Source organism: Streptomyces sp. NPDC039609, assembly GCF_055596705.1.
The window spans coordinates 746,482-772,155 of record NZ_JBVIUJ010000001.1; the positions used below are offsets into that span (position 1 = coordinate 746,482).

Consider the following 25,674-nt stretch of genomic DNA (forward strand, 5'->3'; position numbering starts at 1 on the left):
GCCGGCGGCGCTAGCGGTGCTCGGGGTTCGGGAAGTCCGCCCGGCAGCCGGCGTCCCAGGCAGTGCGCTGGTTGCCGTGCGCCGGGATGCCGCCGGCGCGCTTGAGCATCGAGGCCAGGTGCATCAGATTCCACGCCATGAACGAGGTGTTGCGATTGGTGAAGTCGTTCTCGGGGCCGCCCGAGCCCGGGTCCAGATACGACGGCCCGGGGCCCGCCTCACCGATCCAGCCGGCGTCCGCCTGCGGCGGGATCACATAGCCCAGATGCTGGAGGCTGTAGAGCACGTTCATCGCGCAGTGCTTGACCCCGTCCTCGTTCCCCGTGATCAGACAGCCGCCCACTCGGCCGTAATAGGCGTACTGGCCCTCGCTGTTGAGGAGGCTGGAGCAGGCGTACAGGCGCTCGATCACCTGCTTCATCACCGAGCTGTTGTCTCCGAGCCAGATCGGACCGCACAGCACGAGGATGTCCGCCCGCATGACCCGTTCGTACAGCGCGGGCCAGGCGTCCGACTCCCATCCGTGCTCGGTCATGTCGGGCCACACCCCGGTCGCGATGTCGTGGTCGACAGCCCGCACGAGGTCGGTCGCCACGCCCTGCCGCTCCATCACGGCCCTGCTGCGGTCGATCAGCCCCTCGGTGTTGCTGACCTCCGGGGAGCGCTTGAGCGTGCAGTTGACGTACAGGGCGCGCAGATCGTCGTAGCGGTACGGAGTCGCGGACATCGGCCGTCTCCTCGCGGGGCGTGAGGCTGAGGGGCACCGCTGTGGCGCGACACCCTCACCAGCCTCTCCACCCGGGGCAGGACCGGCCATCCCGGGGCGGCCGACCGGATGACGGATGAGGCCGGCGCAGGTCCGTCACCGTCGTCCCCGTGGAAGACGGGCCGGGCGTCAGAACCGCACGCGTGCGGCGACCGGCAGATGGTCGCTGCCGGTGTCGGGCAGTGTCCAGGTCGTGGTGACCTCGGCGCCCCTGGCCAGCACGTGATCGATCCGCGCGAGGGGCACGGCGGCGGGCCAGCTGAAGGCGAACTCGCCGCGGCTGCCCCGCACCTGGTCCATGACCGGGCCGAGTCCCCGGTCGGCGGTGGTGCCGTTGAGGTCGCCGAGGACCAGCACCGCGGCGGCCCGCTCCGAGGCGAGCGCGCGGCCGAGCCGCCCCGCGCTCTCGTCGCGCCACGCCGTCGCGTATCCCTCGGTGGGCCGCACCCTGACGGACGGCAGGTGGGCCACGTACGTCGCCACCTTCCCGTGCGGGCCGTTCACGACGGCGCGGAGTCCGCGGTCCCAACCGTCGCCCACCTCACGCGGTTTGATGTCGACCCGGGCGATGTCCGTCAGCGGGTACTTCGACCACAGCCCGACCGTCCCCACGCTCGCGTGATGCGGATGCGTCCGGCCGAGGGCGATGCGGTACGCGGGGAGGCCGGTCTCCGTCAGCTCCTCGAGCGCGATGACATCGGGGTCCGGGCCGAGCAGGATCCGCGCGACGCGGGACGGGCTGGTGTTCTCGTCGCTCACGTTGTGCTGGACGACGGTCATGTCGTGGGCGCCGACCGCCGATGCCGGCGGCAGCGCCGACCGGAAGACGACCAGCCAGACGGCGGCGACCACCAGGGACGCCACCGCCGCGACGACCGACCGGCGGACGACGGCCACGACCAGCCCGACCGGCACGGCCAGGCCCAGCCAGGGAAGGAAGGTCTCCACCAGGCTCATCACGTTCCCCGGCAGGCGGGGCACGGAGGAGGCGAACAGCAGCAGTCCGCCGACGACGGCCAGCACCGCACCGGTGACCAGCCCCCGCGTCCTTCTGGTCTCTTCCATCACATGCCTCCCGGGGTGAGGACGTGGTTCGGGCGGAACCAGTTCCCGTGCCGGGGGCATTGTCCGTGGTCAGGGACCGTGCGCGAGGCGGGGCCGGGGAAGGCGCGCGCGTCGCGGGGACGCGTGCCATGACGGCGGGGCGGCTTCTCTGTCAGGGACCTGCGGACGGCCCGCCCGGCCGCAGGACCGCGATGCCGAGCGGCCGCTCCCCGACGGCGAGGCGCCGGGTGTCCCCGGTCTCCAGGTCGACCACGGTGATCCCGTTCCAGTAGCCGTCCCGGGTGAAGCCGCCCGTGACGTACGCGGTACGGCCGTCCTCCGACACGGTGACGTCCTCGTGGGGGCCGTCGAGCGGGTGGACCTTCTCGGTTCCGTCGGGAGACCGGGCCGTGAGCGAGGGGCCCTCGTCCTCGTCGGGGTCGATGGGGCCCGTGCCGACGACGAGGAGGGTGCCGTCGGGGGTGATCGCGGCGCCGTGCTGATGGGTGTCGGCGGTCATCGTCTCGATCTCCGTGCGGCCGGTCCGCGGGTCGACCACCGCGAGCCGCTCGCCCTCGAAGGGGAGCAGCAGTCTGCCGTCCGAGGGGCGTACGGCGGTGTAGTGCGGTTTGAGCCAGGAGCCGAGACCGCCTTCCGTGCCGTACGGGGCGACCTCGATGCGGCGCGGGTCCAGCGTGTCCGCACGGACGACCGTCACATCGAACGAGTCGTGGTTCGTCGCGTACACCTCGGAGCCGTCCCGCGCGACGTCGACGTCGAAGGCCCGCCGGCCGACGGGGACGGTGGCGGTCACCTCGCGGCTCGCCGTGTCGATGACCTCCAGGGTGCCGTTCCCGCCCGGGACGTTGACGCCGACGTAGACGCGCCTGCCGTCGGGGGAGAGCGCGATGCCCATTCCACCGCCGCGGTACTCGCCGGTGGTGACGGGGCCGGTGTCGGTCTCGTACGGGATGAGGGCGAGCCGTTCGCGGGTGCGGGTGTCGACGACGGCGACGCCCTCGGCGGTGGCCACCCACGCGCGTCCGTCCGCGCCGACGGCCAGGCCGTACGGCGCGGTCCCCACCTCGACGGAGCCGAGCGAGCCGCGCTTCGGGTCGACGAAGGTGACGGTGTCGGAGCCGAAGTCGGCGACGAGGAGGGTGCCGGCGGGGGTGGGTGTGGGAGCCACCCCGGGAGGCGTCGTGGGTGAGGAGGCGGAGGAGGTGGGGGCCGGGGTGCCACCGGCCGGGGCGTCGGCACCCTGGCTCGGTGCGCAGCCGGCCAGGACGGCCGCGACCGCGGCGGCGGGTACGAGGGCGCGCGCGGCGCGCCGCGGCCGGAGGCGGCTCATCGGGTGGCCTTCCGTCCGGCGCGCGCCGACGCCGCCTCGAGGAGGCCGCTGATGCCGTCGAAACCGCGCCGCCGCGCGTGTGCGAGCGGAGTCGTACCGTCGTGGTCCGCAAGCAGGGGGTCCGCCCCGGCGGTGATCAGCAGCTCGACGATCTCCTCGTGCCGGCGACCGCCGTCGCCGAGGATGACCGCCTCCAGCAGGGCGGTCCAACCGAGCCGGTTGACGTGGTCGACGTCCATCTCGGTCTCGCGCAGGACGGCCCGCACGTACGCGACATGGCCGCACTCCGCGGCGGGGATGAGCGAGGTCCCGCCGAAGCGGTTGGTGAGCGTCAGATCGGGGTTCGCGCGGAGCAGTACGCGCATCATCGCCACGCTGCCCGTCACCCCGGTGACCAGCCACGGTGTGTCCGCCCGGCTGTCGGGCGCGTCGGGATCGGCGCCCGCCTCGACCAGCAGCGAGGCGACGTCGACCCGGTCCGCCCGCGCGGCCAGCAGCAAGGGGGTGCGGCGCTCCGCGTCACGGCACTCGACGTCCGCTCCGGCACCGAGCGCGGCAGCCACCCCGGCGATGTCCCCGCGGTGGGCGGCCGCGAGCAGCAGCCGGTCGTTCGGATCCATGGACGTTCTCCTTCTCTCGGCTGTCGGCAGCACGGGCGTCGTCCCTTCCCGGTGGACGGCGGAGGCGGGTCGGTCCGCTCTCCTCACCATCGTGCGTCCGCCGACACCCACCGCCGGTCGACCCGGTGGATCTCTGTGGGGAACCGTCCGGTGGACGGCGGGGTCATCCGATCGGACGACCCCTTATGTGGCGCTAAAGTGATCACCTACGACCAACTCGGTTCATTGTTTTGGGGGATTCGTGCGTTTCAAGCACACTGTGGCTGCCGCCTGTGCGACGGCCGTGGCCGCCCTGATCGTGCCGCTCGCCGCCACGCCCGCAGCGGCCGCCGTCCCGACCACCGGGGACTCCGTGGAGGCGGGGGACTTCTCGTTCTCCGGAAGCTTCGAGATCGGCTGGCGGGCGGACAAGCTGGACCCCGTCAAGATCACACTTCGGGACCAGCGGACCGACGGCTACGCGGTCGGCGCGCGGCTCGTCACCGGCGGCGCGAACGGCAAGATCACGTGGCGGATGCGGACCATCCCGTCCGGCCAGGACACCGCCTCGTGGACGACCTACGCGGCCCCCGGCGGCTGGATCAGCTACGCCTACTTCGAGGTCTGCAAGGTCAAGGTGAGCAACGGCGCCGTCTCGTACTGCCACACCACGCGCGTGATGAACAACCCGATCTCGGACGAGGACAACGTTCCTTTCCCGGGCTGACCCCGGCGGCTCGTACGAGCCGAGAGTTCGCATGAGTGGAGGGGAGGGGCGCCCGGGGAAGGGCACCCCTCCCCTCCCGCACCGCCCACGAAAAGCAGTGTCCGGCCAGGTTCTTCGCAGGTGAGAATGGACCATCACCGACCAGGAGGAACCCATGAGCCAGGCATACCTGACTCTCCAGGAGCTGCTGCCGCCGCAGGAGTTGACCGCGGCCATCGACGCCGGGCACGTCACCCGCAAGGCACATCCCGAGCTGCCGCTGTCGATCTACACCTACACCCGCGCCTGCCAGTACGAGCGCATCTGGAACCGGGTGACCACGCGCTGCCGTGGACTGGTCGCCGACGACACCACGGGCGAGATCGTCGCACTGCCCCTGCCGAAGTTCTTCAACATCGGTGAGCACGAGACCGGTCAGCCCTACGCGCCCGCACTGCCCGACGAGCCCTTCGACGTCTACGACAAGGTCGACGGCAGCCTCGCGGTGATCTTCCACTACGCGGGCCGTTGGCACGTGGCCTCCAAGGGCTCCTTCATCAGCACCCAGGCGACCTGGGCGCAGCGCCGGCTCGACGCCCGGGACACGGGCGCGCTGACTCCCGGAGTCACGTACCTCGCCGAGATCCTCTACCCGCAGAACCGGATCGTCGTGGACTACGGCGACCGCCGGGACCTGGTCCTCCTCGCCGCCTTCGGCCCCGACGGCAGCGAGGTGCCCCTGACCGAGGCCGCGACCGCGTGGACCGAGATCGGAACGGTCGTACGGACCTGGCCCGCGATGTCCCTCACCGAACTGATCGCGCTCACCGAGTCGAACACGCTGCCCGGCGGCCACGCCGCCACCGGCACCGACGCCGAGGGCTTCGTCCTGCGGTACGCCTCGGGCGTACGGGCCAAGGCCAAGCTGAGCGAGTACGTACGGCTCCACAAGGTACTGACCGGGGTCACCGAGCGGGACATCTGGCGCAGCCACGGCATCCAGCGCTTCGCCGGAATGTCCGTCAAGCGGCTGGCGTCGGGCCTGGGGTGCTCGGTCGCCGAACTCGGCGGCATCAGAGCCACGGGCGGCCGGCCGCTGGACGCCCTGCTGGAACAGGTGCCGGACGAGTTCGACACCTGGGTGCGCGGCGTCATCGCCCGGCTCGAGGACGAGGCGGCGGCCCGCGAGCACGCCATCGACGAGGCGTACAAGCGCGTCACCCACCTGGCTGCCGACCGGGGCGCCTTCGCCCGGGCGGTCAAGGAGCTGCCGGTCGCCCCGGAGATCCGCTCGGCCATGTTCCTGCGCCTCGACGGACGACCGACCGACCTGGTCGTCTGGCGCTCCGTCAGGCCGGAGGCCGCCGACCCGTTCACGACCGACGAGGAGAACTGACCGTGCCCGTAGTACACGTCATGACGGGACTCCCCGCCTCGGGGAAGACCACGGCCGCCCGGCGGCTGCAGTCGGAGTCCGAGGGCCGGATGCGCCGCGTCAACCTCGACGACCTGCGCACGATGCTCGACATCCCGGCCCCCGAGCGCGGGCGCTCGCACGCGCACGAGCGGACCGTCCTCGACATCCAGGACGCCGCGGTCCGCTCGGCCGTCGAGGGCGGCTTCGACGTGGTCGTCGACAACACGCACCTGACCCCGCACATCCCCAAGCGGCTCATCGCGGCCGTCACCGGCCTCGACGCCGACTTCGTCGTGCACGACTTCACCGACGTGCCCGTGGAGGAGTGCGTACGACGCGACGCCGCGCGCGAGCGATCCGTCGGCGAGGAGATCATCCGCATTCTGGCCGACAAGCACGCCAAGGCCACCCGCGGCGGCTGGCGGCTGACCGCCGAGTGGCTGGGCAAGCGACCCTCGGCCGCGCCCTACGTCCCCGACCCGGCGCTGCCGTCGGCGGTGATGTGCGACATCGACGGCACGCTCGCGCTGCGCGGTGACCGAGGTCCGTACGACTTCTCGCGCTGCGACCTCGACCTCGTCAACGCCTCGGTACGGCAGGCCCTGCGGGCCTTCCGCAGCGCGGAGAACGACACGATCGTCCTGGTCTCGGGCCGCAGCGAGGACCACCGGCCGATGACCGAGGCATGGCTCGCCCAGCACGGAGTCCCCTACGACGAGTTGTGGATGCGAGCCTCGGACGACGGCCGCAGCGACGACATCGTGAAGGCCGAACTCTTCGACGCACATGTGCGCCACCGATACGCCGTACGGGTCTCGCTGGACGACCGTGACCGCGTGGTCGCCCTCTGGCGCCACATGGGCCTGCCGACCTGGCAGGTCAACTACGGCAACTTCTAGGACCCGGCCGGTCGGTCACCGTGATCGTTCGTCCCGTAGGGCCCCGGAGGGCTACGGCGATCTCCGGGACCGCTACTTCCGGGCCGCGTCGAGGAGGATCCGGGCCAGCTCGTGGGGCTGGGAGAACATGGGCCAGTGGCCCGTGTCCATCCGCACGAGCTCCCAGCGCTCGCTCTGCAGCAACGCCGCGACGTCGTCGTTCGGCTCGGAGCCGTCCAGCAGGCACTTGATGTACGTCGCCGACAGCTCGCCGAGCGGGCGGGCCAGTTCGGCCGGTTCGGTGAGCGAGGCGCCCGGGTGTGGCGTCGAGCCGCCGACGATCCGGGCGATCTGGGCGTCGTCCAGACCCTGCCCCGCATAGTCGGCCGCGCCGAGCGGCGCCCAGAAGCCGCCGTTCTCGGCGATCGAACTCTCCACCATCGCCCGACCGTCCGGCCACGCGGAGACGAACGACCCGCCGTCGGCCGGCACGTTGGAGTCCACGAAGACCACCCGGGCCAGCCGGTCCCCGATCCGCTCGGCGGCCTGCCCGACCGGGATGCCGGCGTAGCTGTGCCCCACCAGGACGACGTCACGCAGATCGAGCCGGTCGACCACGTCGACGATGTCCGCCACATGCGTTTGCTGCCCCGCGGCGACGCCCTGCCGCTCGGCGACCCCGGACAGCGTCACCGCATGGGCACCATGACCGCCCGCCCGCAACTCGGGCACCACCGCATCCCACGCCCACGCTCCGAGCCATGTCCCTGCCACCAGCACGTATGCGCTCATGGCGGCAACGTAGCGGAGGGGTCCGACAATCGGGCCGACGGCACTCGCCGTGCACGGTCTGCACGTGCGGCCTAGCCTGAATGCGGGGGTTCCCTCGTGTGGCAGGAGGCCTGCCGTGAGGTACTCGCAAGCGCACTCGCCCTCGCGGGCGCGGTGGCGCCGGGTCTGCGTGGTTCTCGCCGCGACCGGCATGCTGGCCGTCCCCGCCTCGGCAGGGGCGGCGACGTTCTCCGTGGAAGCCCCCACCGCCGCCTACAGCGCCGCGGAACTCGCTCCTTCCGCCTCGAACGGCGAGTTCGTCGAGCTCACCCCGGCCGTGGCGGCCCGCCTGGACACCGCGATCCAGGAGGTCATGCGCGAGGCTCAGGTGCCGGGCGTGATGGTCTCGCTCTCCGCTCCCGGCAAGGGAACCTACGTCAAGTCCTTCGGCGTCGCCGACAAGGACACGAGGGCTCCCATGAATCCGGACCTGTACATGCGGATCGGCAGCGTGACCAAGACGTTCACCGTGACCGCGATGCTCGAACTGGTCGACCAGGGCGAGGTCGGCCTGGACGACACGATCGACAAGTACGTCGACGGCGTACCGAACGGCGACGAGATCACACTGCGCCAACTCGCCGAAATGCGCAGCGGGTTGTTCAACTACTCCGCCGACGAGGGGTTCTACAAGACCCTGACGTCCAACCCCGACCGGCCCTGGACACCGCAGGAACTGCTCGACATCGCCTTCAAACACCCCGTGAACTTCCAGCCGGGCGCGGAGTTCGAGTACTGCAACACCAATCTGATCCTGCTCGGTCTCGTCGTGGAGAAGGCCGGCGGACAGCCCCTGAACGAGTACATCCAGGAGAACGTCATCGAGCCGGCCGGACTGCGCCACACCCTCTTCCCGACAGGCGCCGAGTTCCCGAGCCCGCACGCCCAGGGCTACACGAACCAGACGGCGACCGGGCAGGTCGAGGAGTCCACGGACTGGAACCCCTCCTGGGGCTGGGCGGCGGGAGCGATGATCTCCCAGCTCGGAGACCTGCGTACCTGGGCACGCGTTCTCGCCACCGGTACCCTGCTCACCCCCGAGACCCAGGCGCAACGCCTCGACGTCGTCCCGACCGGCCTGGCCGGCGTGCGATACGGGCTGGGCATCTTCGACGTCGACGGCTGGATCGGCCACAACGGCTCACTGCCCGGTTACGAGTCACTGGTGGTCTACCTGCCCGAAGCGAAGGCCACGATGGTCGTGATGCTGAACACGGACATCGATCACGACGGACAGGAACCGAGCACGCTCTTCGGTCAGGCGATCACCCGCATCGTGAGCCCGGAGCATGTGTTCACCATTCCGGTGATCCAGCCGCCCCCGACGTCGAAGCCACCGTCCACGTCCTGAGCGGCAGTTCCGCATCCGACCGCCGGTGCGGTATGAACCTCGGACGAGGCCGTCCGACCCATACGAAGGAGCCCGATGCGTGTCGCACTGTTCCTGACCTGCGTGAACGACACGCTCTATCCGGACACCGGACGGGCGGTGGTGAGGCTTCTGGGTAGGCTCGGCGTGGATGTGGACTTTCCGATGGGCCAGACGTGTTGTGGTCAGGCGCACTACAACACGGGCTATCGGCGTCAGGCGGAGCCGTTGGCTCGGCGGTTCGCGGAGGTGTTCGGCGGTTACGACGCCATCGTGACGCCGTCGGGGTCGTGTGGGGCGATGGTGCGGGAACTGTATCCGCGGATGGGTGAGCGGGCGCGGGCGGAGGGCCGGGGTGACTCGCTCACGGCCACGGTGGCGCCGGTGGTGCCGAAGACGTACGAGCTGACGGAGTTCCTGGTGGATGTGCTGGGGGTGACGGACGTCGGCGCGTACTACCCGCACAAGGCCACGTACCACCCGACGTGCCACGGCCTGCGGAGTCTCGGACTCGGCGACCGGCCCCTGCGGCTGCTGACGGCGGTGAAGGGGCTGGAGCTGGTGGAGCTGCCGGGCGCGGAGGAGTGCTGCGGTTTCGGTGGCACTTTCGCGGTGAAGAACGCGGACGTTTCGGCGGCGATGGGGGCCGACAAGGTGCGGAACGCGGTGTCGACCGGGGCTGAGGTGCTCTGTGCGGCGGACAACTCGTGTCTGATGCACATCGGCGGGACCATGACCCGCCTCGAGGTGGGGATGCGACCGGTTCACATCGCCGAGATCCTGGCGAGCACGGAATCGGAGCCGGTGGCATGAGCGGGACGTTCATGGGGATGCCGTCTTTTCCGAAGGCCGCACACGACGCCGTACGGAACGCCACTCTGCGGGCGAATCTGCGGCACGCCACGCACACGATCCGCGAGCGGCGGAGCAAGGCGGTCGCCGAGCTGGGTGACTGGGCGGAGCTGCGGGAGGCCGGGAAGCAGATCAAGGACCACACGCTCCGTCATCTGGACACGTACCTGGTCCAGTTGGAGGAGTCCGTCACGGCGGCGGGTGGGACGGTGCACTGGGCGGCTGATGCCGCGGAGGCGAACCGGATCGTGGTCGGCCTGGTGAATGCGACGGGCGAGAGTGAGGTCGTCAAGGTGAAGTCCATGGCGACCCAGGAGATCGGCCTCAACGAGGCTCTGGAGGCGGAAGGGATCGCCGCGTACGAGACGGATCTCGCCGAGCTGATCGTGCAGTTGGGTGAGGACCGGCCGTCCCACATCCTGGTGCCGGCGATTCATCGCAACCGGGGGGAGATCCGCGACATCTTCCGCTCGGAGATGGGTCGTTGGGGGCGTCCGGCGCCGGAGGGTCTGACCGACACACCCGCCGAGTTGGCGGAGGCGGCCCGGCTCCACCTGCGGGAGAAGTTCCTGCGTGCGAAGGTCGGGGTCTCGGGTGCCAACTTCATGGTTGCCGAGACCGGGACCCTTGTGGTGGTCGAGTCCGAGGGCAACGGCCGTATGTGTCTGACGCTGCCCGAGACGCTGATCTCGGTGGTGGGCATCGAGAAGGTCGTGCCGACCTGGCGTGATCTGGAGGTGTTCCTGCAGACGCTGCCGCGTTCCTCGACGGCCGAGCGGATGAACCCGTACACCTCGATGTGGACCGGCACCACCGACGGCGACGGTCCGCAGGCCTTCCATCTGGTCCTGCTCGACAACGGCCGCACCGACACCCTCGCCGACGACGTCGGCCGTCAGGCACTGCGCTGCATCCGCTGCTCGGCCTGTCTCAATGTCTGCCCGGTCTACGAGAGGGCCGGAGGTCACGCCTACGGCTCTGTCTACCCCGGTCCGATCGGTGCGATCCTCAGCCCTCAACTCCGCGGCACCGCGAGCGAGATCGACGCCTCACTCCCGTACGCCTCGACCCTGTGCGGCGCCTGCTACGACGTCTGTCCCGTCGCCATCGACATCCCGGAAGTCCTGGTCCATCTGCGCGAGCGAATCGTCCAGGGAGGCGCGGTCACCCGCGACGGCAGCAGGGTCACCCTCGAACCCGCCAAGGGACACGCGGCCGAGCGTGCCGCCATGCGCGCGGCGCAGTGGGCGTTCCGCCACCCCGCAGCGCTCGCCACCGGCCAACGCCTGGCCGCACGCACCCGCCGCTTCCACCCCCGTACGGTGCCGGGTCCGGGCCGTGCCTGGACGGCGACGAGGGACCTGCCGACCCTGCCGCCCGAACCGTTCCGCGACTGGTGGCATCGCACGCACGGCGCGGCAGCGAAGGAGACCGGCCGATGAGCGGCAGGGACGTCATTCTGGGGCGGATCCGGCGCGCGCTCGGCCCGCACGAGGGCCCCGGCACGTACGAGCACGCTGTCGAGCAGGCCGTCGACCGCGACTATCTGCGCGAGCAGGGGTCACGGACGACGGAACAGATGGTCGAGCTGTTGGCCGAGAACCTCGCCGACTACCGGGCGATCGTGCACCGCACGGACGCCGAGGAGCTTCCGTATCTGATCATGAGACTGCTCGCCGCACGGGGGCCGCGGTACGTCCTCGTGCCTCCCGGGCTGCCGCCCGAGTGGATGTCGGCCGCGGATCCCACCCGGGTCCACGACCGGGCCGCGAGCACCTCGCACGAGCTCGACCAGGTGGAGAGCGTCGTCACCGGCTGTGCGATCGCCGTCGCCGAGACGGGCACGATCGTCCTGGATGGCAGCCCTGACCAGGGCCGCCGCCGCATCACCCTCGTACCCGACCACCACATCTGCGTCGTACGGGTCCCCGACCAGGTTGTTTCCTCCGTCCCCCAAGCCCTCGAACGCCTCGACCCGACCCGCCCGCTCACCTGGATCTCCGGCCCCTCCGCGACCAGCGACATCGAACTCGACCGAGTGGAAGGAGTGCACGGCCCGCGCACGCTGGAGGTCGTACTGGTGGGCGGGGCCTGATCCCCGGCCGCCCCCGCCCCACCGCGTCTACCCTGGGTGTATGGGCAGTGACCTGGTCGGACTGTTCCTCTGCGGCGATGTGATGCTCGGCCGCGGAGTCGACCAGATCCTTCCCCATCCCGGCGATCCGGCTCTCCGCGAGCGGTATGTGCATGATGCACGGTCCTATGTGGCGCTCGCGGAGGCGGTGAACGGACCGATTCCCCACCGCGTGGACTTCGCCTATCCCTGGGGTGTCGCGCTCGGCGCCCTCGACGATGCCGCGCCCGACGTCCGGATCACCAACCTGGAGACGGCCGTCACCACGAACGGCGAGTTCGCCCCCGGGAAGGCGGTCCACTACCGGATGCACCCGGAGAACCTGCCGAGCCTGGCGGCCGTCCGCCCCGATGTCTGTGTGCTGGCCAACAACCATGTCCTGGACTACGGCCGGGTCGGTCTCGACGACACCCTCGGCGCGCTCTCCGCGAGCGGGCTGCGCACGGTGGGCGCAGGCCGGAACACCGAGGAGGCCGGTCGGCCCGCAGTCGTGGACCTTCCCGGTGGCGGTCGGCTCGTCGTCCACGCCCTGGGCATGGCCTCCAGCGGTATCCCGAGCTACTGGGCCGCCACGGCCGAGCTGGGCGGCGTCCAATTCGCCGCCGCGTCGACCGACGCCACCGCCACCCGCCTCACCACCCGGATACGGGAGACCAAGAGACCGGGCGACATCGTCGTGGTGTCGGTCCACTGGGGCTCGAACTGGGGTTACGCGCTCTCCCGTGCCGACGTCGATTTCGCGCACGCCCTGATCGACAGCGGCGCCGACATCGTGCACGGACACTCCTCGCACCACCCCCGGCCCGTGGAGGTGTACCGGGGCAGACTCGTCCTGCACGGCTGCGGCGATCTGATCAACGACTACGAGGGCATCACGGGCTACGAGCAGTACCGCGACGACCTGCGGCTGCTCCCCGTCGCCGCGGTGAGGCCCGAAGACGGCGGACTCCAGGAGGTGCGCATCATTCCCCTGCGGGCCCGGCGCATGAGGCTGGAGCACGCCCCCGGCCGGGATGCGCGGTGGCTCCACGACGTACTCGGCCGGACGAGCCGGCCCTACGGCGCGCAGGTCGCCCTCGACGAGGACGGAACCCTCGTCGCCCGTCCCGCCTGACGGGACGCGGCACGGCACCGACCGCGCGCACGCTCCGGACCAGGGAGACGAGCGGGACATGTACTTCACCGATCGTACGGACGCCGGACGGCAACTCGCCGCCCGCCTGGACCATCTGAAGGGCCACGACGTCGTGGTCCTGGGCCTTCCGCGCGGCGGCGTGCCGGTCGCCGAACAGGTTGCCGACGCACTCGGGGCGCCTCTCGACGTCTGCCTCGTACGCAAGTTGGGAGTGCCCTTCCAGCCAGAGCTGGCCATGGGCGCCATCGGGGAGGGAGACGTGCGGGTCCTCAACGAGAACGTGCTGATCGAGACAGGCGTCTCGGACCGTGACGTCGCCGCGGTCGAGGAACGGGAACGGGTGGTGTTGCGCCAACGGGCCGAGCGTTATCGCGGGACGACACCACCGGCCCGCCTCGACGGCCGTACGGCCGTGGTGGTCGACGACGGGCTGGCGACGGGCGCCACGGCACTGGCCGCCTGCCGGGTCGTCCGCGCACGGGGGGCCGAGCGGATCGTGCTCGCGGTCCCCGTCGCGCCGGCCGGCTGGCCGGCCCGTATCGGCGGGGAGGCGGACGAGACGGCCAGCGTGCACGAGCCGGAGTTCTTCTACGCGATCGGCCAGTTCTACGAGGACTTCTCGCAGACCGCCGACGAGGAGGTCCTCGCCTGCCTGGCGCGCAACCGTGCCGCGCGCGGATCCGGCGCGACGGACGCGGAAGTGCGCATCCAGGTAGGGGAGTTGGAAGTAGCGGGGCATCTGGTGGTGCCTCAGGGAGCGGCAGGAGTCGTCCTGTTCGCCCACGGCAGCGGCAGCAGTCGGCACAGCCCCCGCAATCGCGCCGTCGCGGAAGACCTGAACCGAGCCGGCCTCGGCACGCTCCTCTTCGACCTGCTCACCGAGGAGGAGGCAGCCGACCGCGCCAACGTGTTCGACACCGAACTCCTGGCCGACCGTCTGGCCCGGGCCACGGCGTGGCTCGGCGAACAGCCCGGCATCGGCGGGCTGCGCACCGGCTACTTCGGCGCCAGCACCGGCGCGGCGGCCGCCCTCTGGGCCGCCGCCGACCCTGCCGCGACCGTGTCCGCCGTGGTCTCCCGCGGCGGACGCCCGGACCTCGCCGGTCCACACCTCGCAGCCGTACGCGCCCCCACTCTCCTCATCGTGGGCGGCCACGACCCCCTCGTCGTGGACCTGAACGAGGAGGCACAACGTCAACTGCGCTGTGAGAACGAGCTCGTCGTCGTCCCCGGCGCCACTCATCTCTTCGAGGAGCCGGGCACCTTGGAACGCGTCGGTGAACTCGCGGCCGGTTGGTTCGGTGACCATTTCTGAACGACCGTAGCGTTCAGCGCACATCCGTTGCAACGAATAGCGTGACAGTCGTTGCGTTAGGCGGCAGAGCCGTTGCAACGATTTCCCTCAATTGATCTGCAGTGATGGCAATTCTGCGCAACGAGTCTGTTGCCAAGTCTATGAACGCAACGTAGCTTTCCATCATCAGAAACAGCGGGCCGACGGAGTGCACGCTGCTGACACGAGGAGAGCACCATGCAGAAGTTCGCCACCACCGCCGCGATCTCCGCCGTCCTGGACATCCCCGCCGGGCGCGTCCGGTTCGTCGCCGCCGACCGGGCCGACGTCACCGTCGAGGTCCTGCCCGCCGACGCCTCCAGGAGCCGTGACGTGACGGCGGCGGAGCAGACCACGGTCGAGTTCACCGGCGGTGTCCTGCGGATCCAGGCCCCGGAGGCGAAGAGCCAGGTCCTCGGCGGCTCCGGATACGTCGAGGTCACCGTCCAGCTGCCGGCCGGCTCCCGCGTCGAGGCCAAGGGCGCCGACGCCGAACTCCGCAGCACCGGACGGCTCGGTGACGTCGCCTTCGAGGCCGCGCAGGGCACGGTCGAGCTCGACGAGGCCGCGAGCGCCCGCCTGACCCTCCAGGCCGGCGACATCGCGGTCGGCCGCCTGGGCGGCGACGCGGAGATCCGCACCCGGAAGGGCGACCTGAAGGTCACCGAGGCCGTGCGCGGCACCGTCACCCTGCACACCGAATCCGGCGGGATCTCGGTCGGCGCCGCCCACGGCGTCTCCGCCTCCCTGGACGCCGGCACCGCCTACGGCCGGATCCACAACGCCCTCCAGAACACCGACGGCACCCCCGGCCTGAACATCCACGCCACCACCGCCTACGGCGACATCACCGCCCGCACCCTCTAGAAACGCCGGGTCGGCGCGACCTCGATCAAGATCAACACCGATCAACACCAAGGACGGACACGAAGCATGACTACCACTCAGGACTACCAGGCCGCCGAGCAGCTCCTGCGCCGCCCCGCCCGCCCCGGCGAGCTCGTCGTCGGCGACAAGGTCAGGCCGCAGTGGATCGACGATGGCGCCCGCTTCTGGTACGCGGTGAGCAATGGTGTCGGCAGGCGGTTCGTGCTCGTCGACCCGGCGGCGGGCACGCGCGAGCCGGCCTTCGACCACGCCCTGCTCGCCACCGCACTGGCCGATGCCTCCGGGCAGCAGGTCGACCCTGAAGCCCTGCCGTTCATGGCCATCGAATGGGCCGGGAACGCCGTGGAGTTCTTCGCGCTCGGCGAGTACTGGCGCTGTGGACTGGACAGTTATGTCTGCGAGCGGGCCGAGTTCACCCCTCCGGGAAACCCCCTTGAAGTCCCGTCGCCCGACGGGAAGGTAGCGGTGTCCCGACGGGGGCACGACCTGTGGGCGCGTTCGCTCTCCGACGGGCGTGAGTGGGCGCTGACCACCGACGGCGGACCCGACCACGGGTACGGCTACGGCCCGGACTGTACGAGCAACGGCACCCTGCTGCGCAAGATAGGGCTGCCGTACCTGCCGCCGGCGGTGGCGTGGTCGCCCGACTCGACGAAGGTCCTCGCGCACCGCACCGACGAGCGCAGCGTCCGACAGACGCACCTCGTGGAGGCCCGGCCCGCCGACGGCGGCGCGCCCCGCCTGCACACCCAGCGGTTCGCCTACGCCGGGGACGAGAACATGCCGCACGCCGAACTGGTCGTGCTGGACGTCACCGAGGGCACCGTGGTCCGCGCGCAGGCCGACCCGCTGCTCATGCCGGTGATGTCGCCGATCATGGCCAAGTGGGCGTGGTGGGCCCCGGACGGCTCCGCGGTGTACTACCTCGGCCGGCCCCGCGACCTGCGCACGCTCACCCTGTACCGCCTCGACCCGGTCACCGGCGAGGTCACCACGGTGCTCAGCGAGACCGGGGCCACCCGGGTGGAGCCCAACCAGTCGATGTACGAGCCGCCGATCGTGCGGGTCCGTGCCGACGAAGTCCTGTGGTACTCGCAGCGGGACGGCTGGGGCCACCTGTACCGGTACGACCTGCGCACCGGCGCGCTGCTCGGGCAGGTCACGTCCGGGCAGTGGGTGGTTCGGCAGATCCTGCGCGTCGACGAGACCGAGCGGGTGGTGTACTTCACCGCCACCGGTCTGGTGGACGAGGATCCCTACCGGCGCACCGTGTGCCGTGTCGGCCTGGACGGCTCCGGCTTCGCCAAGGTCACGGACGACGAACTTGACCACATCGTCACCATGGGGGACGACCAGGAGTACTTCATCGACTCCGCGTCCACCGTCGACACCGCGCCGGTGACCAGCGTGCGTGACTGGAGCGGGCGGGTCCTCGTCGAGCTGGAGCGTGCCGATATCGGCAAGCTCGTCGCCACCGGCTGGACGGCTCCGGAGCGCTTCCGCGTCAAGGCGGCCGACGGCGTGACGGACATCTACGGCGTGCTGTACCGGCCGCGGGGGTTCGACCCCGCAGAGCGCTACCCGGTGGTGGACAACGTCTACCCCGGCCCACAGGTCACCCGGGTCGCCCCGTGTTTCGACCCCGGCGGCATGGGCCTCGACGCGGAACCCCTCGCGGCACTGGGCTTCGTCGTGGTGGCGCTGGACGGGCGAGGCACCCCGGGGCGGAGCAAGGCCTTCCACGACGCCTCCTACGGTCACTTGGCCGACGCGGGTTGCCTGGCCGACCACGCTGCCGCGCTGCGGCAGCTGGCCGAGACCCGGCCTTGGATGGACCTGGACCGGACGGGAGTGTTCGGCCACTCCGGAGGCGGGTTCGCCGCGGCGCGGGCGATGCTGGACTTCCCCGAGGTGTACAAGGTCGGAGTCGCCCTCTCCGGCTCGCACGACGCCCTCCACTTCAACCTGGGCTTCGTGGAGACGTACGACGGCGCGGCCGATCCCGAGGCCTGGGCACGCACCTCCAGCCTGGAGCTCGCGGACCGGCTGGCGGGCAAGCTGCTGCTCATCCACGGCGAGATGGACGACCAGGTCCACCCCGAGCAGACGCTGCGGCTCGCCGACCGGCTCCTCGCCGCCGGCAAGGACTTCGAACTGCACATCGTGCCCGGCGCCGAGCACACGTTCATCGACTGCCTGGCCCATGTCCGCACCCGCTGCTGGGACTTCCTGGTGCGCGAGCTGATGGGTACGCAGCCTCCTGCGTACCGCCCGGCCCCCATCGCCATCGGCCCCGAGCTGCTCGGCGAGATGTTCGGCTGAGCGTGCCACGTGCCGGAGGAGAGCGTCTTCACTCTCCTCCGGCACAACGGCAATGGGCGAGTCGCACATAGGCCGCTGATGCGCGTGTGATCAACAACCCGTAACCTCCACCCCGCAAGGGGTAGCACGGGGTCCGATCACAGCGGGGGACGTACATGACATACCGGCGCGCGGCGATACCGGCACTGGTGGGTGGGCTGCTGCTCACGGCGTTGCTGTGGTGGGCGGGAGCGAGTGCGCAGGCACTTCATCTGCCGGGCTCCACCGGCGTCCTCGGCGGTCAGGCCACCGCCGAGCTCGAGCGCTGGCTGCTTCCCTGGTCGTACGATCCTCCGGCCTCGGTCCGGTTCGGAGCCGAGGTGGCCGGAGGGGTCGGGGACACGGCCGGGACCGACGCCGGCCGCTACCTCGGGCTGTACGGCACCGGGATGCAGATCCGGTTCTTCGCGGTCTTCGCCTTCTTCGTGCCCGGGGCGCTGCTCCTGATCCGCAGGCTGCCGCCGGTACGGGGCAGGCTGACCGCGGCGCTGCTCGCACTGTGGGCCTGGGGTCTCGTGGCCGGGACGCTCGCGGTCACCGTCTCCGCACCGTGGCTGATCGCCTCGCACGGGCGCGGCAGTTACCGCTTCCTGCCCCAGCTGGCGAGCGTGATCTCCACCGGGCGGCAGGCCTTGGTCGCGACCGCACTGGTCACGGCGGTCGTGACCGTGCTCGTCGCGCGCGTCACCGCGAAGGGTGCCGGTCCGCTGCCGCAGGAGGTGGTCCCCGCGCGGGCCGCCCGCCTCGCCGCCACCGTCGGGACCGCTGCGATCGCCCTGTCCCTGCTGGTCCTCTCGTACCAACCGGTCGCCGCCGCCATCCAGACGGTCTCCCCGGACGGCGGGCTGTTCGCCGAACCGGGCGACCTCCTGCGGCAGTGGCTGCTGCTCGGCGCATGGGACAGCCCGGCGGGCGTGCAGCTCGGCGACTGGCTCCTGTACCGCGCCGCCGACGTGCTGGTTCTCGTCGTCGTGTGGTGGGCACTGCGCCGGCTGCCCGTGCTGCTCACCCGGGTCACCGTCCCCGCGATGGCGGCGGGCGCGGTCTGCGCGACCGTCCTCGCGCTGCTGGCCGGCCAGCTCCTGGGGATCGCGACGGACGGGGCGGGCCTGCGCTGGGGGCTCCTGCACATGTCCGCCGTCCTCGGCGGAGGCGTTCCGGCCGCCCTGACCTGGGGCGTGGTGGCGGGGGTCGCGGCTGCCGTGACGCTACGGGTGGCCGTGGGCCGCACGAAGACCACGGACGCCACCACCTCCGTACCGGAGTCCGCCCGGCCCCGGCTCGACGCCTGACCTGCCGACGTCCGACCTCCCGACGCCCGACCTGTCGGGGTGCGGACCTGGCGTGTCCTGTCCGCACCCTTTACCGGTCAGGGGCGCGGACGCACTCCGGTCCGGCCCGTCCGCGCCCCGATGTCGCCTGCCGCCGCTACGAGCCCGGGGGCACGTACGCCTGTCGGCTCGCGCAGTTCCAGATCACCGGACGGGCGACCCACGACGCGTCGACGGCGACTCCGCCCACCCGGTCGTCGTCCGACACGGCGCGGGCCGTCGCGTCACGGTCCGCCTCGAGCGACGGCAGCGCGAGCACCGGGCCGTGCCCCGGCCACAACTGGGCCTGGGAGGGCAGGAGCGGGGCGCCCTCCCGGTGGGTCGTCGCCGTACCCACCGCGACGCCCGTCGTCGGGCTGATCGCACCGAACTCACCCTCCTCCTGCCCGGCAACGAGGCCGGGGGACGAGCCGTGATCCTGGTACGGGGGCGTCCACGACCAGGGCTCGCTCTCCGGGTCGAACCGGTCGCTGACCGAGACGTACCCGACCACCCGCCCCGCGTCGTCGATGCCCTCGGCCATGTTGTGGACCAGATACTCGGCGCGCGCGACCGGCAGCGCACGCGCCGGACCGCCGTCCCCCGGCCACAGGACCGGGAAGGAGCTCCAGGTGAAACCGTCGGGGCCGTCGTACGACTGCTCGGCCGCGCCGATCACATCGCCGCGCGCGTTGACACTGGTGATCCGCGTCACGACCGTGCCCGGTCCCGCGTCCGGCGGCAGCGCCAGGGTCCGCGTGACCTTCCCGTCCCGCCACACCTTCGCCGTGCCGTCGCTGTCGACGGCCGCGATCCGCCCGGCGTCGTCGACGTCCACATCGGACGCGCCCCGTGGCACCCCGTCGGCGAACAGCCGCACCGACGAGGCCCCGGGGCGGTAGCTGAACAGGGCGGTCGAACCGTCGGAGCGGCGCCCCACCCAGCCGGCCATGAGTCCCTGCCGGTTGACGGCTCGGACAGCACCCTCGTCGTAGCCCTCGGGCAGTGGCACACGGTGCAGCCGCTCACCTCGCCAGTACACCGGCAGGCCGCCGCTCGCGCCCACGGCCAGGCCGCGCGGGCCGAGATCGTGCACGCCCTCGGTGGAGATCCCGCCACGGGCGTCCGGCGGGAGCGAGGGAAGTACGGTCGGGCCGGGCGTGCACCGTGAGGCGGCGGCGGCGGCGCCGGGCGTCTGGGCGACGGCCGGACCGGCAACCGTGAGCAGACCGGCCATGGCGGCGGCGGCCGCGCACACGGCAAGCGTTCTCTTCATACGTCGTTCCCCCCAGGGACGGGATCCGCGATCCCCATCGCGGATCATCAGTCGCCCATGGTGCACGCCATGAACGCGACATGGGGACGGAATGCCCCAGACCGCTTGGCGGGACGCCGAAGCCCCGGCCCATGAGGGACCGGGGCCGGGGCGTGGAGTCGACGCGGAGCGGGGATCAGTACGGCCCGTTGACGTTGTCGATGGAGCCGTAGCGGTCCGCGGCGTAGTTGCAGGCCGCGGTGATGTTGGCGACGGGGTCGAAGAGGTCCATCGACGTGCCCGGCACGTGGTAGGCGAGGAAGGTCGGCTCGATGACCTGGAGGAGACCCTTGGACGGCGTGCCCTTGACGGCGTTCGAGTCCCAGAGGTTGATGGCCTGCGGGTTGCCCGAGGACTCGCGCATGATGTTGCGGTGGATCCCGTCGTACGACCCCGGGATGCCGTAGCGCGCCATGACGTCCAGCGACTCGCGGATCCACCCGTCGAGGTTGTTGGCGTAGGTCTTCGCCGGGGCGGCCTTGGGGGCCGCGGCGGCGGCCTTCCCGGAAGCCGCGGCGGCGGGCTTCGCGGGAGCGGCCTTGGCGGGAGCGGCCTTGGCCGGAGCGGCGCTCCGCTGCTGCGAGCGGTCGGCCCGGTCGGCGTCCGAACGGGCCGAGGACTTCGACTGCTTGGGCTGCTTCGGGGCGGTGGCGGAATTCCCGCTGAGCGTCAGTTCGAGGCCAGGGTGGATAAGTGACGGGTTGTCACCAACGGCGCTGCGATTCGCGCGGTACAGGGCCTTCCAGCCGCCCTGGACGTCCTGCTCGTGCGCGATCACCGAAAGGGAGTCGCCGCGGACGACCTTGTATATCTTGGCGGCAGAATTCTGGGCGGCCGGAATTGATTCCGCGATCTTCGCCGGGGCGCTGAAGACGGTCTTCTCGGCGGGGGCGGTCGCGGGGGCCGTCTGGGGCGTCGCATGAGCGGTGGCCGTGGCGACCAGGGGCAGGGCCAGTGCGGCGCCACCCGTGCTCGCAAGGGCGATACCGCGGGTCAGGGGACGTCGCTTGGGGCGCCGGTGCTTACCGTGTGCGGGCATGATGCATTCCTCTCCGGCGCCTGCGGGGTGAGCTGTCGGGTTCGGGCTGGAGATGCCCGGCCGCACACGTGCGACTTCACCCCGAGCCGCTCCGGAGAAATCCGGACCGGCGAATAGTGGGTCCCCCGCTCCTGCCTTCGGGTGAATGATCGGTCTTTTCGGACGGTGGCAGGATTCGGCGATCCGTCCGGGTCGAGGTGACCGTAGGCGAGAAATGTCGACAGAAACAAGACGTCGCGTACGTGGGTAATTCGCCGAGGGGATTTCCGCCGCGTCCACCCCGCCGAACTTCCTTGAGCGGCAAGGGGACGGAAGGTGCGAGGAGATGGTTGCAGGCCCTTTGCGTGATTCATCTCACCAGGGGTGCCAAATCGGTCATTAGGGTAAATTCAGGTGAGTTGAGAAAAGGGACACAAGGGATGGTAAAGACTCTTGTGTCCCTTTTGATAGGAAGTGCGGCTGTGTGTCAGCCGGTGATGCTCGCGGTGCCGGTCTCGATGTGGCCCGTGTAGCGACGCGACCAGGTGCCGTCGATGTCGGCGAGGACGGTGAAGTCGTACCAGCCGTTGTGGTACGCCACGGCGTTGAAGTAGTCCTCGCGCGAGGAGTTCGCCGCCACCGTGTACGTCCACGGCCCGTCGGAACGATAGGCGTTCGAGCGGATGGTGAAGGTCACCGGAGTGGTGGAGGTGTTCTTCATCGCGAAGCAGATCGCCGTCTTCCCGGTGCCCGGCTCGGTCGCGAAGCGCGCCGCGACCTCGATCGCCTGCCCGGCTTCGAGGCGTCGCCGATGAAGCGGCGCAGGAAGCGGTTGGGGCCCATCATCGAGATGTCGTACTTGCCCGACCCCGAGCCCGTCCCGATGTTGAAGTAGTCCGTGGACGTCGTGCCCGCGTCGACGGTGTACTGCCAGGCCGCCGTGGACCGGTGCTGGTGCGGATGGATCGTGAAGTGCGCCGCGCGCTTCGCCTGCGCGCCCTGGTTCGTCATGGAGAACCAGGCCAGGATCTTGCCCGCGGCACCGAACTCGAACCGGTCGAGGTTGCCGTTCACCTGGTACGGCAGGGCGCGCGCCGGGCGGGTGCCGGCCTCCTGCGCGGGCAGGGCGTTGTCCTGCGGGACCGGGTTGGGCAGGGGGGCGCAGGTCGACTGCCCGATCACCTTGGCGGTGGACGGGAGCCCCGAGGGAACGCCGAAGACGGGGTTCCCGAAGTCGAAGACCCCGGTCAGGTCGCCCGTGACCTTGCGCCGCCAGGCGCTGATGTTCGGGCACGCGGCGGGGGTGCCGAGGGCGGCCGTCCAGGTCTCCATGAACCGCAGGACGGAGGTGTGGTCGAAGACCTCCGAGCTGACCCAGCCGCCACGCGTCCACGGGGACATGACGAGCATCGGGACCCGGAAGCCGAGACCGATCGGGACACCGTCGAGGTACTCGCCCGGGGTGCCGGGCGGGGCGACCGGCGGCGGGACGTGGTCGAAGAATCCGTCGTTCTCGTCGTAGTTGAGGAAGAGGACCGTCCCGTCGAACACCTCGGGATTCGCGGCGAGCGCGCGGTAGACGAGGTCGACGAAGTGCGCGCCGTCGCCGGGCGGGGCGTACGGGTGCTCGGAGAAGGCCTCGTTGGCCACGACCCAGGAGACCTGGGGGAGCGTGCCGGCGACGACGTCGGCCCGGATCGCGGCGGCGATGTCGTCCGGGGTCGATCCGGTGACCTTGGGAACCGACCCCATGCCGCGGTCGTACAGCGGGTCGCCGGGCCGCGCGTCGGTGAACTTCTTGAAGTACGCGAGGCCGTTGTCGCCGTAGTTGTCCTGCGCGTTCTGGTAGACCTTCCAGCTCACCCCGGCACGCTGGAGCGCCTCGGCGTACGTCTCCCAGGTGAGCCCGGACTCGTCGCCGCCGTCCTTGCTGGAGGCGTCGATCCTGCCGCTCCACAGGAAGGTGCGGTTGGGGCCGGTGGCGCTGAGCGCCGAGCAGAAGTACGCGTCGCAGATCGTGTAGTTGTCGGCGAGGGCATAGTGGAAGGGGATGTCACCGCGGTCGAGATAGCCGAGGGTGCGGGTGTTGCCGACGCCGGTCACCCAGTTGTCCATACGGCCCGCGTTCCATGCCGCGTGCTGCGAGGTCCAGCTGTGCGGAAGGTCGCCGTTGCACTGGGCCAGGGTCTCGCCGTCGACGCCCCCGGCGGGCGGGGTGGCGCTGAGCTTCCACGGGTACTGGCGGCCGCCCCAGTTGGGCTGGTTGAACGTGCCCCAGCCGCCCGGGATGTTGCCCGCCGCCCGGTCGCCGAAGCCGCGGACGCCGCGCAGCCGGCCGAAGTAGTGGTCGAAGCTGCGGTTCTCCTGCATGAGGATCACGACATGCTTGACGTCGGTGAGCGTGCCGTTGGCGGCCGCGGCGGTGGCCGATGCCGTGCCCGTGGGGAGGGCGGCGCCCGCCATGAGACCTGCCCCGATCCCGACGAATCCCCTGCGGCTGATGGGAGTCATGCCCCGCCTCTCGCGTCACTGCGTGCCCCAGCGGCACACCGTGGACAGGATGAGGGAGGGTGGCTTAAAGGTATAGATCCGTGCGGTAATTCTTGGGTGAACTTCCGACGGGCGGTTGTTGCTTGGTGGGGATTGGTGGGATGTCGAACCAATGAAGCACGGCGATCGCGTGGGGCTGCGGCACGACGGAGCCTCGCGCGCGACGAGTGAGGCTCTGCCCTGCCCGGTTCGCCTCACGGCCTCCTGACGGGCGGCGCGGACGCACCGACGCGCTCCGTGGCCTCCTCGGCGTGCTTTTCTGCCGTTCGGGCCGCGAGCACCTGCGTCAGGGGGGTCGGTGCCAGGGTGCGGTCCAGGTTCGTGCGCATCGTGGTCGCCGCGTCCAGGACGTAGTTCTGGCGGACCTTCCACGGGCTCCGGTCGCCCTGACGCGGGAAGGCGTCGATCGAGCGCCGGACGTAGCCTGACGCGAGGTCGAGCAGAGGGCGCTCGCGCAGGATGCCCTCCGGCTTCGGCACCACCGCCGCGTACCGCCGCTCGCCCATGTGGTTGAGCACCTTGCAGACGAGGCGCGAGGTCAGGTCGGCGCGCAGCGTCCAGGAAGCGTTCGTGTAGCCGATGCAGAAGGCGAAGTTGGGCACCGACGTGAGCATCGTGCCCTGCCACACGAACTGGTCCGACAGTTTCACCGGCCGGCCGTCCACCGTCGGCTCGATGCCGCCGAAGGCGAGCAGTTCGAGTCCGGTGGCCGTCACGACGACGTCGGCCTCCAGCACCCGGCCCGATGTCAGCCTGACCCCCTCCGGCACGAAACGGTCGATGTGATCGGTGACGATCTCGGCCTCGCCCCTCTTCAGGGCGTGGAAGAGATCGGCGTCCGGAACGGCGCAGAGCCGCTGGTCCCAAGGATCGTAACTGGGCGTCAGATGCTCCCGGATCAGCCCCTCGTCCCGCAGGACACGCTGGTTGAGGCCGCTCAGGACACGCCGTGCCGTCCTCGGCGCGCGGCGGCAGAACTGGTACACGCCGATGGTGAACAGGATGTTCTTCGTACGGACCACCCGGTGCGCCGCCTTCGCCGGCAGCACCGCCCGCACGGCATCGGCCACCACGTCTCTCGACGGCAGCGAGCTGATCCAGGTGGGGGTGCGCTGGAGCATCGTGACGTGCGAGGCCCGGCCGGCCATGGCGGGCACGAGAGTGACAGCGGTCGCCCCACTGCCGATGACGACCACGCGCTTGCCGGTGTGGTCGAGGTCCGCGGGCCAGAACTGCGGGTGCACGACCCGCCCCTCGAACGAATCGATCCCCGGGAAGTCCGGGGAGTGGCCCCGCTCGTAGTTGTAGTAACCCGCGCAGGTGTACAGGAAGTCGCAGGTCAGCGTCTGCCGTGTCACCTCGCCACGCGCGTCCGTGAGCTCCAGCGTGAGCGTCCACCGGGCGGTCGGCGAGGACCAGTCGGCGGCCAGGACGCGCGTGCCGTAGTGGATGTGCCGGTCGATGCCGAACTCGGCGGCGGTCTCCTTGATGTAGCCGAGGATGGACGCGCCGTCGGCGAGCACCTTGGAGTCCCGCCAGGGCTTGAACGGGTACCCCAGTGTGAACATGTCCGAGTCGGAGCGCACACCCGGGTAACGGAAGAGGTCCCACGTCCCGCCCATGCTCTGCCGGGCTTCGAGGATCGCGAAGGAGCGGTCGGGGCACTCCGTCCCGAGCCGGTAGCCCGCGCCGACGCCGGACAGGCCGGCGCCGACGACCACGACATCGATGTGCTCGGGCAGTACGGAGGAGGGAGAGGGCGTGGTGGATGGACCGGTGCTCGTCGTCATGTTCTTAGTGTCGGAAGCAACACGGAG

General features: G+C 70.8%; 20 protein-coding genes, 1 pseudogene and 1 riboswitch. Of the genes and pseudogenes, 12 read left to right on the plus strand and 9 right to left on the minus strand.

The features are described from left to right. Positions 1–10: 10 nt before the first annotated feature. From ACZ561_RS03310 to ACZ561_RS03325, 4 genes are all read right to left on the minus strand, one after another. The gene (locus ACZ561_RS03310) at positions 11–727 is read right to left on the minus strand and encodes a flavodoxin family protein (protein ID WP_470989024.1); all 717 of its coding nucleotides are present in this window, start codon (positions 725–727) and stop codon (positions 11–13) included. A gap of 168 nt (positions 728–895) precedes the next feature. Beyond that, positions 896–1,831 (minus strand): endonuclease/exonuclease/phosphatase family protein, encoded by a 936-nt coding sequence (locus ACZ561_RS03315; protein ID WP_470989025.1) that lies wholly within the window; start codon positions 1,829–1,831, stop codon positions 896–898. A 151-nt stretch (positions 1,832–1,982) separates the two neighbouring features. Beyond that, positions 1,983–3,161, minus strand: a complete 1,179-nt coding sequence (locus ACZ561_RS03320; RefSeq protein ID WP_470989027.1) for a YncE family protein — start codon at positions 3,159–3,161, stop codon at positions 1,983–1,985. Further along, positions 3,158–3,781 carry an ankyrin repeat domain-containing protein gene (locus tag ACZ561_RS03325; protein ID WP_470989030.1) on the minus strand — a complete coding sequence of 208 codons (624 nt, stop codon included), beginning with the start codon at positions 3,779–3,781 and terminating at the stop codon, positions 3,158–3,160. Before ACZ561_RS03325 ends, ACZ561_RS03320 begins: the two co-directional genes overlap by 4 nt. 241 nt (positions 3,782–4,022) lie before the next feature. Here ACZ561_RS03325 and ACZ561_RS03330 point away from each other — a divergent pair, with 241 nt between their 5' ends. The 3 genes from ACZ561_RS03330 (at position 4,023) to ACZ561_RS03340 (ending at position 6,782) form a co-directional block, all read left to right on the plus strand. Further along, complete coding sequence (locus tag ACZ561_RS03330; RefSeq protein WP_376441160.1) at positions 4,023–4,487, plus strand: hypothetical protein; 465 nt, start codon at positions 4,023–4,025, stop codon at positions 4,485–4,487. A gap of 154 nt (positions 4,488–4,641) precedes the next feature. After that, positions 4,642–5,862: a T4 RnlA family RNA ligase gene (locus ACZ561_RS03335; RefSeq protein WP_470989032.1), complete on the plus strand. Its 1,221-nt coding sequence runs from the start codon at positions 4,642–4,644 to the stop codon at positions 5,860–5,862. Positions 5,863–5,864: 2 nt separating this feature from the next. Continuing rightward, a complete protein-coding gene (locus ACZ561_RS03340; protein ID WP_470989035.1) occupies positions 5,865–6,782 on the plus strand; it encodes a phosphatase domain-containing protein in 918 nt (305 codons plus the stop codon). Positions 6,783–6,854: 72 nt separating this feature from the next. Here ACZ561_RS03340 and ACZ561_RS03345 read toward each other — a convergent pair whose 3' ends face one another. After that, positions 6,855–7,553 (minus strand): alpha/beta fold hydrolase, encoded by a 699-nt coding sequence (locus ACZ561_RS03345; protein WP_470989038.1) that lies wholly within the window; start codon positions 7,551–7,553, stop codon positions 6,855–6,857. Positions 7,554–7,743: 190 nt separating this feature from the next. Between ACZ561_RS03345 and ACZ561_RS03350 the strand changes: the two genes are divergently transcribed. From ACZ561_RS03350 to ACZ561_RS03390, 9 genes are all read left to right on the plus strand, one after another. Continuing rightward, on the plus strand, positions 7,744–8,943 hold the full coding sequence (locus ACZ561_RS03350) for a serine hydrolase domain-containing protein (protein WP_470990044.1): 1,200 nt from the start codon (positions 7,744–7,746) through the stop codon (positions 8,941–8,943). Between the two features lie 75 nt (positions 8,944–9,018). Next, positions 9,019–9,774 (plus strand): (Fe-S)-binding protein, encoded by a 756-nt coding sequence (locus ACZ561_RS03355; protein ID WP_470989041.1) that lies wholly within the window; start codon positions 9,019–9,021, stop codon positions 9,772–9,774. Beyond that, positions 9,771–11,255, plus strand: a complete 1,485-nt coding sequence (locus tag ACZ561_RS03360) for a lactate utilization protein B (RefSeq protein WP_470989043.1) — start codon at positions 9,771–9,773, stop codon at positions 11,253–11,255. The genes ACZ561_RS03355 and ACZ561_RS03360 overlap by 4 nt, the downstream gene beginning before the upstream one ends. Further along, on the plus strand, positions 11,252–11,908 hold the full coding sequence (locus ACZ561_RS03365; RefSeq protein ID WP_470989045.1) for a LutC/YkgG family protein: 657 nt from the start codon (positions 11,252–11,254) through the stop codon (positions 11,906–11,908). Before ACZ561_RS03360 ends, ACZ561_RS03365 begins: the two co-directional genes overlap by 4 nt. Positions 11,909–11,948: 40 nt before the next feature. Continuing rightward, positions 11,949–13,061, plus strand: a complete 1,113-nt coding sequence (locus ACZ561_RS03370) for a CapA family protein (RefSeq protein ID WP_470989048.1) — start codon at positions 11,949–11,951, stop codon at positions 13,059–13,061. A gap of 58 nt (positions 13,062–13,119) precedes the next feature. Then, positions 13,120–14,397: a phosphoribosyltransferase family protein gene (locus tag ACZ561_RS03375; RefSeq protein ID WP_470989051.1), complete on the plus strand. Its 1,278-nt coding sequence runs from the start codon at positions 13,120–13,122 to the stop codon at positions 14,395–14,397. Between the two features lie 216 nt (positions 14,398–14,613). Then, on the plus strand, positions 14,614–15,282 hold the full coding sequence (locus ACZ561_RS03380) for a DUF4097 family beta strand repeat-containing protein (protein ID WP_470989054.1): 669 nt from the start codon (positions 14,614–14,616) through the stop codon (positions 15,280–15,282). A 66-nt stretch (positions 15,283–15,348) separates the two neighbouring features. Further along, a complete protein-coding gene (locus tag ACZ561_RS03385) occupies positions 15,349–17,625 on the plus strand; it encodes a S9 family peptidase (RefSeq protein WP_470989057.1) in 2,277 nt (758 codons plus the stop codon). A gap of 155 nt (positions 17,626–17,780) precedes the next feature. Beyond that, on the plus strand, positions 17,781–18,956 hold the full coding sequence (locus ACZ561_RS03390) for a hypothetical protein (RefSeq protein ID WP_470989060.1): 1,176 nt from the start codon (positions 17,781–17,783) through the stop codon (positions 18,954–18,956). Between the two features lie 136 nt (positions 18,957–19,092). On the opposite strand, the gene ACZ561_RS03395 is transcribed toward ACZ561_RS03390, so the two are convergent. From ACZ561_RS03395 to ACZ561_RS03410, 4 genes and pseudogenes are all read right to left on the minus strand, one after another. Next, a complete protein-coding gene (locus tag ACZ561_RS03395) occupies positions 19,093–20,250 on the minus strand; it encodes a hypothetical protein (protein ID WP_470989063.1) in 1,158 nt (385 codons plus the stop codon). Positions 20,251–20,425: 175 nt separating this feature from the next. Next, positions 20,426–21,328: a LysM peptidoglycan-binding domain-containing protein gene (locus ACZ561_RS03400; RefSeq protein ID WP_470989066.1), complete on the minus strand. Its 903-nt coding sequence runs from the start codon at positions 21,326–21,328 to the stop codon at positions 20,426–20,428. 2 nt (positions 21,329–21,330) lie between these two features. After that, a riboswitch (cyclic di-AMP (ydaO/yuaA leader) is annotated at positions 21,331–21,482 on the minus strand. 312 nt (positions 21,483–21,794) lie between these two features. Then, a pseudogene (locus tag ACZ561_RS03405) lies at positions 21,795–23,818 on the minus strand (phosphocholine-specific phospholipase C). 233 nt (positions 23,819–24,051) lie between these two features. Continuing rightward, positions 24,052–25,647 carry a flavin-containing monooxygenase gene (locus ACZ561_RS03410; protein ID WP_470989069.1) on the minus strand — a complete coding sequence of 532 codons (1,596 nt, stop codon included), beginning with the start codon at positions 25,645–25,647 and terminating at the stop codon, positions 24,052–24,054. Positions 25,648–25,674: the final 27 nt, after the last annotated feature.

Excerpts from the sequence above, each read along its gene's own strand:
- ACZ561_RS03310 (WP_470989024.1), bottom strand. The coding sequence starts at position 727 with ATGTCCGCGACTCCGTACCGCTACGACGATCTGCGCGCCCTGTACGTC.
- ACZ561_RS03315 (WP_470989025.1), bottom strand. The coding sequence starts at position 1,831 with ATGGAAGAGACCAGAAGGACGCGGGGGCTGGTCACCGGTGCGGTGCTG.
- ACZ561_RS03320 (WP_470989027.1), bottom strand. The coding sequence starts at position 3,161 with ATGAGCCGCCTCCGGCCGCGGCGCGCCGCGCGCGCCCTCGTACCCGCC.
- ACZ561_RS03325 (WP_470989030.1), bottom strand. The coding sequence starts at position 3,781 with ATGGATCCGAACGACCGGCTGCTGCTCGCGGCCGCCCACCGCGGGGAC.
- ACZ561_RS03335 (WP_470989032.1), top strand. The coding sequence starts at position 4,642 with ATGAGCCAGGCATACCTGACTCTCCAGGAGCTGCTGCCGCCGCAGGAG.
- ACZ561_RS03345 (WP_470989038.1), bottom strand. The coding sequence starts at position 7,553 with ATGAGCGCATACGTGCTGGTGGCAGGGACATGGCTCGGAGCGTGGGCG.
- ACZ561_RS03350 (WP_470990044.1), top strand. The coding sequence starts at position 7,744 with ATGCTGGCCGTCCCCGCCTCGGCAGGGGCGGCGACGTTCTCCGTGGAA.
- ACZ561_RS03355 (WP_470989041.1), top strand. The coding sequence starts at position 9,019 with ATGCGTGTCGCACTGTTCCTGACCTGCGTGAACGACACGCTCTATCCG.
- ACZ561_RS03360 (WP_470989043.1), top strand. The coding sequence starts at position 9,771 with ATGAGCGGGACGTTCATGGGGATGCCGTCTTTTCCGAAGGCCGCACAC.
- ACZ561_RS03365 (WP_470989045.1), top strand. The coding sequence starts at position 11,252 with ATGAGCGGCAGGGACGTCATTCTGGGGCGGATCCGGCGCGCGCTCGGC.
- ACZ561_RS03370 (WP_470989048.1), top strand. The coding sequence starts at position 11,949 with ATGGGCAGTGACCTGGTCGGACTGTTCCTCTGCGGCGATGTGATGCTC.
- ACZ561_RS03375 (WP_470989051.1), top strand. The coding sequence starts at position 13,120 with ATGTACTTCACCGATCGTACGGACGCCGGACGGCAACTCGCCGCCCGC.
- ACZ561_RS03380 (WP_470989054.1), top strand. The coding sequence starts at position 14,614 with ATGCAGAAGTTCGCCACCACCGCCGCGATCTCCGCCGTCCTGGACATC.
- ACZ561_RS03385 (WP_470989057.1), top strand. The coding sequence starts at position 15,349 with ATGACTACCACTCAGGACTACCAGGCCGCCGAGCAGCTCCTGCGCCGC.
- ACZ561_RS03390 (WP_470989060.1), top strand. The coding sequence starts at position 17,781 with ATGACATACCGGCGCGCGGCGATACCGGCACTGGTGGGTGGGCTGCTG.
- ACZ561_RS03395 (WP_470989063.1), bottom strand. The coding sequence starts at position 20,250 with ATGAAGAGAACGCTTGCCGTGTGCGCGGCCGCCGCCGCCATGGCCGGT.
- ACZ561_RS03400 (WP_470989066.1), bottom strand. The coding sequence starts at position 21,328 with ATGCCCGCACACGGTAAGCACCGGCGCCCCAAGCGACGTCCCCTGACC.
- ACZ561_RS03410 (WP_470989069.1), bottom strand. The coding sequence starts at position 25,647 with ATGACGACGAGCACCGGTCCATCCACCACGCCCTCTCCCTCCTCCGTA.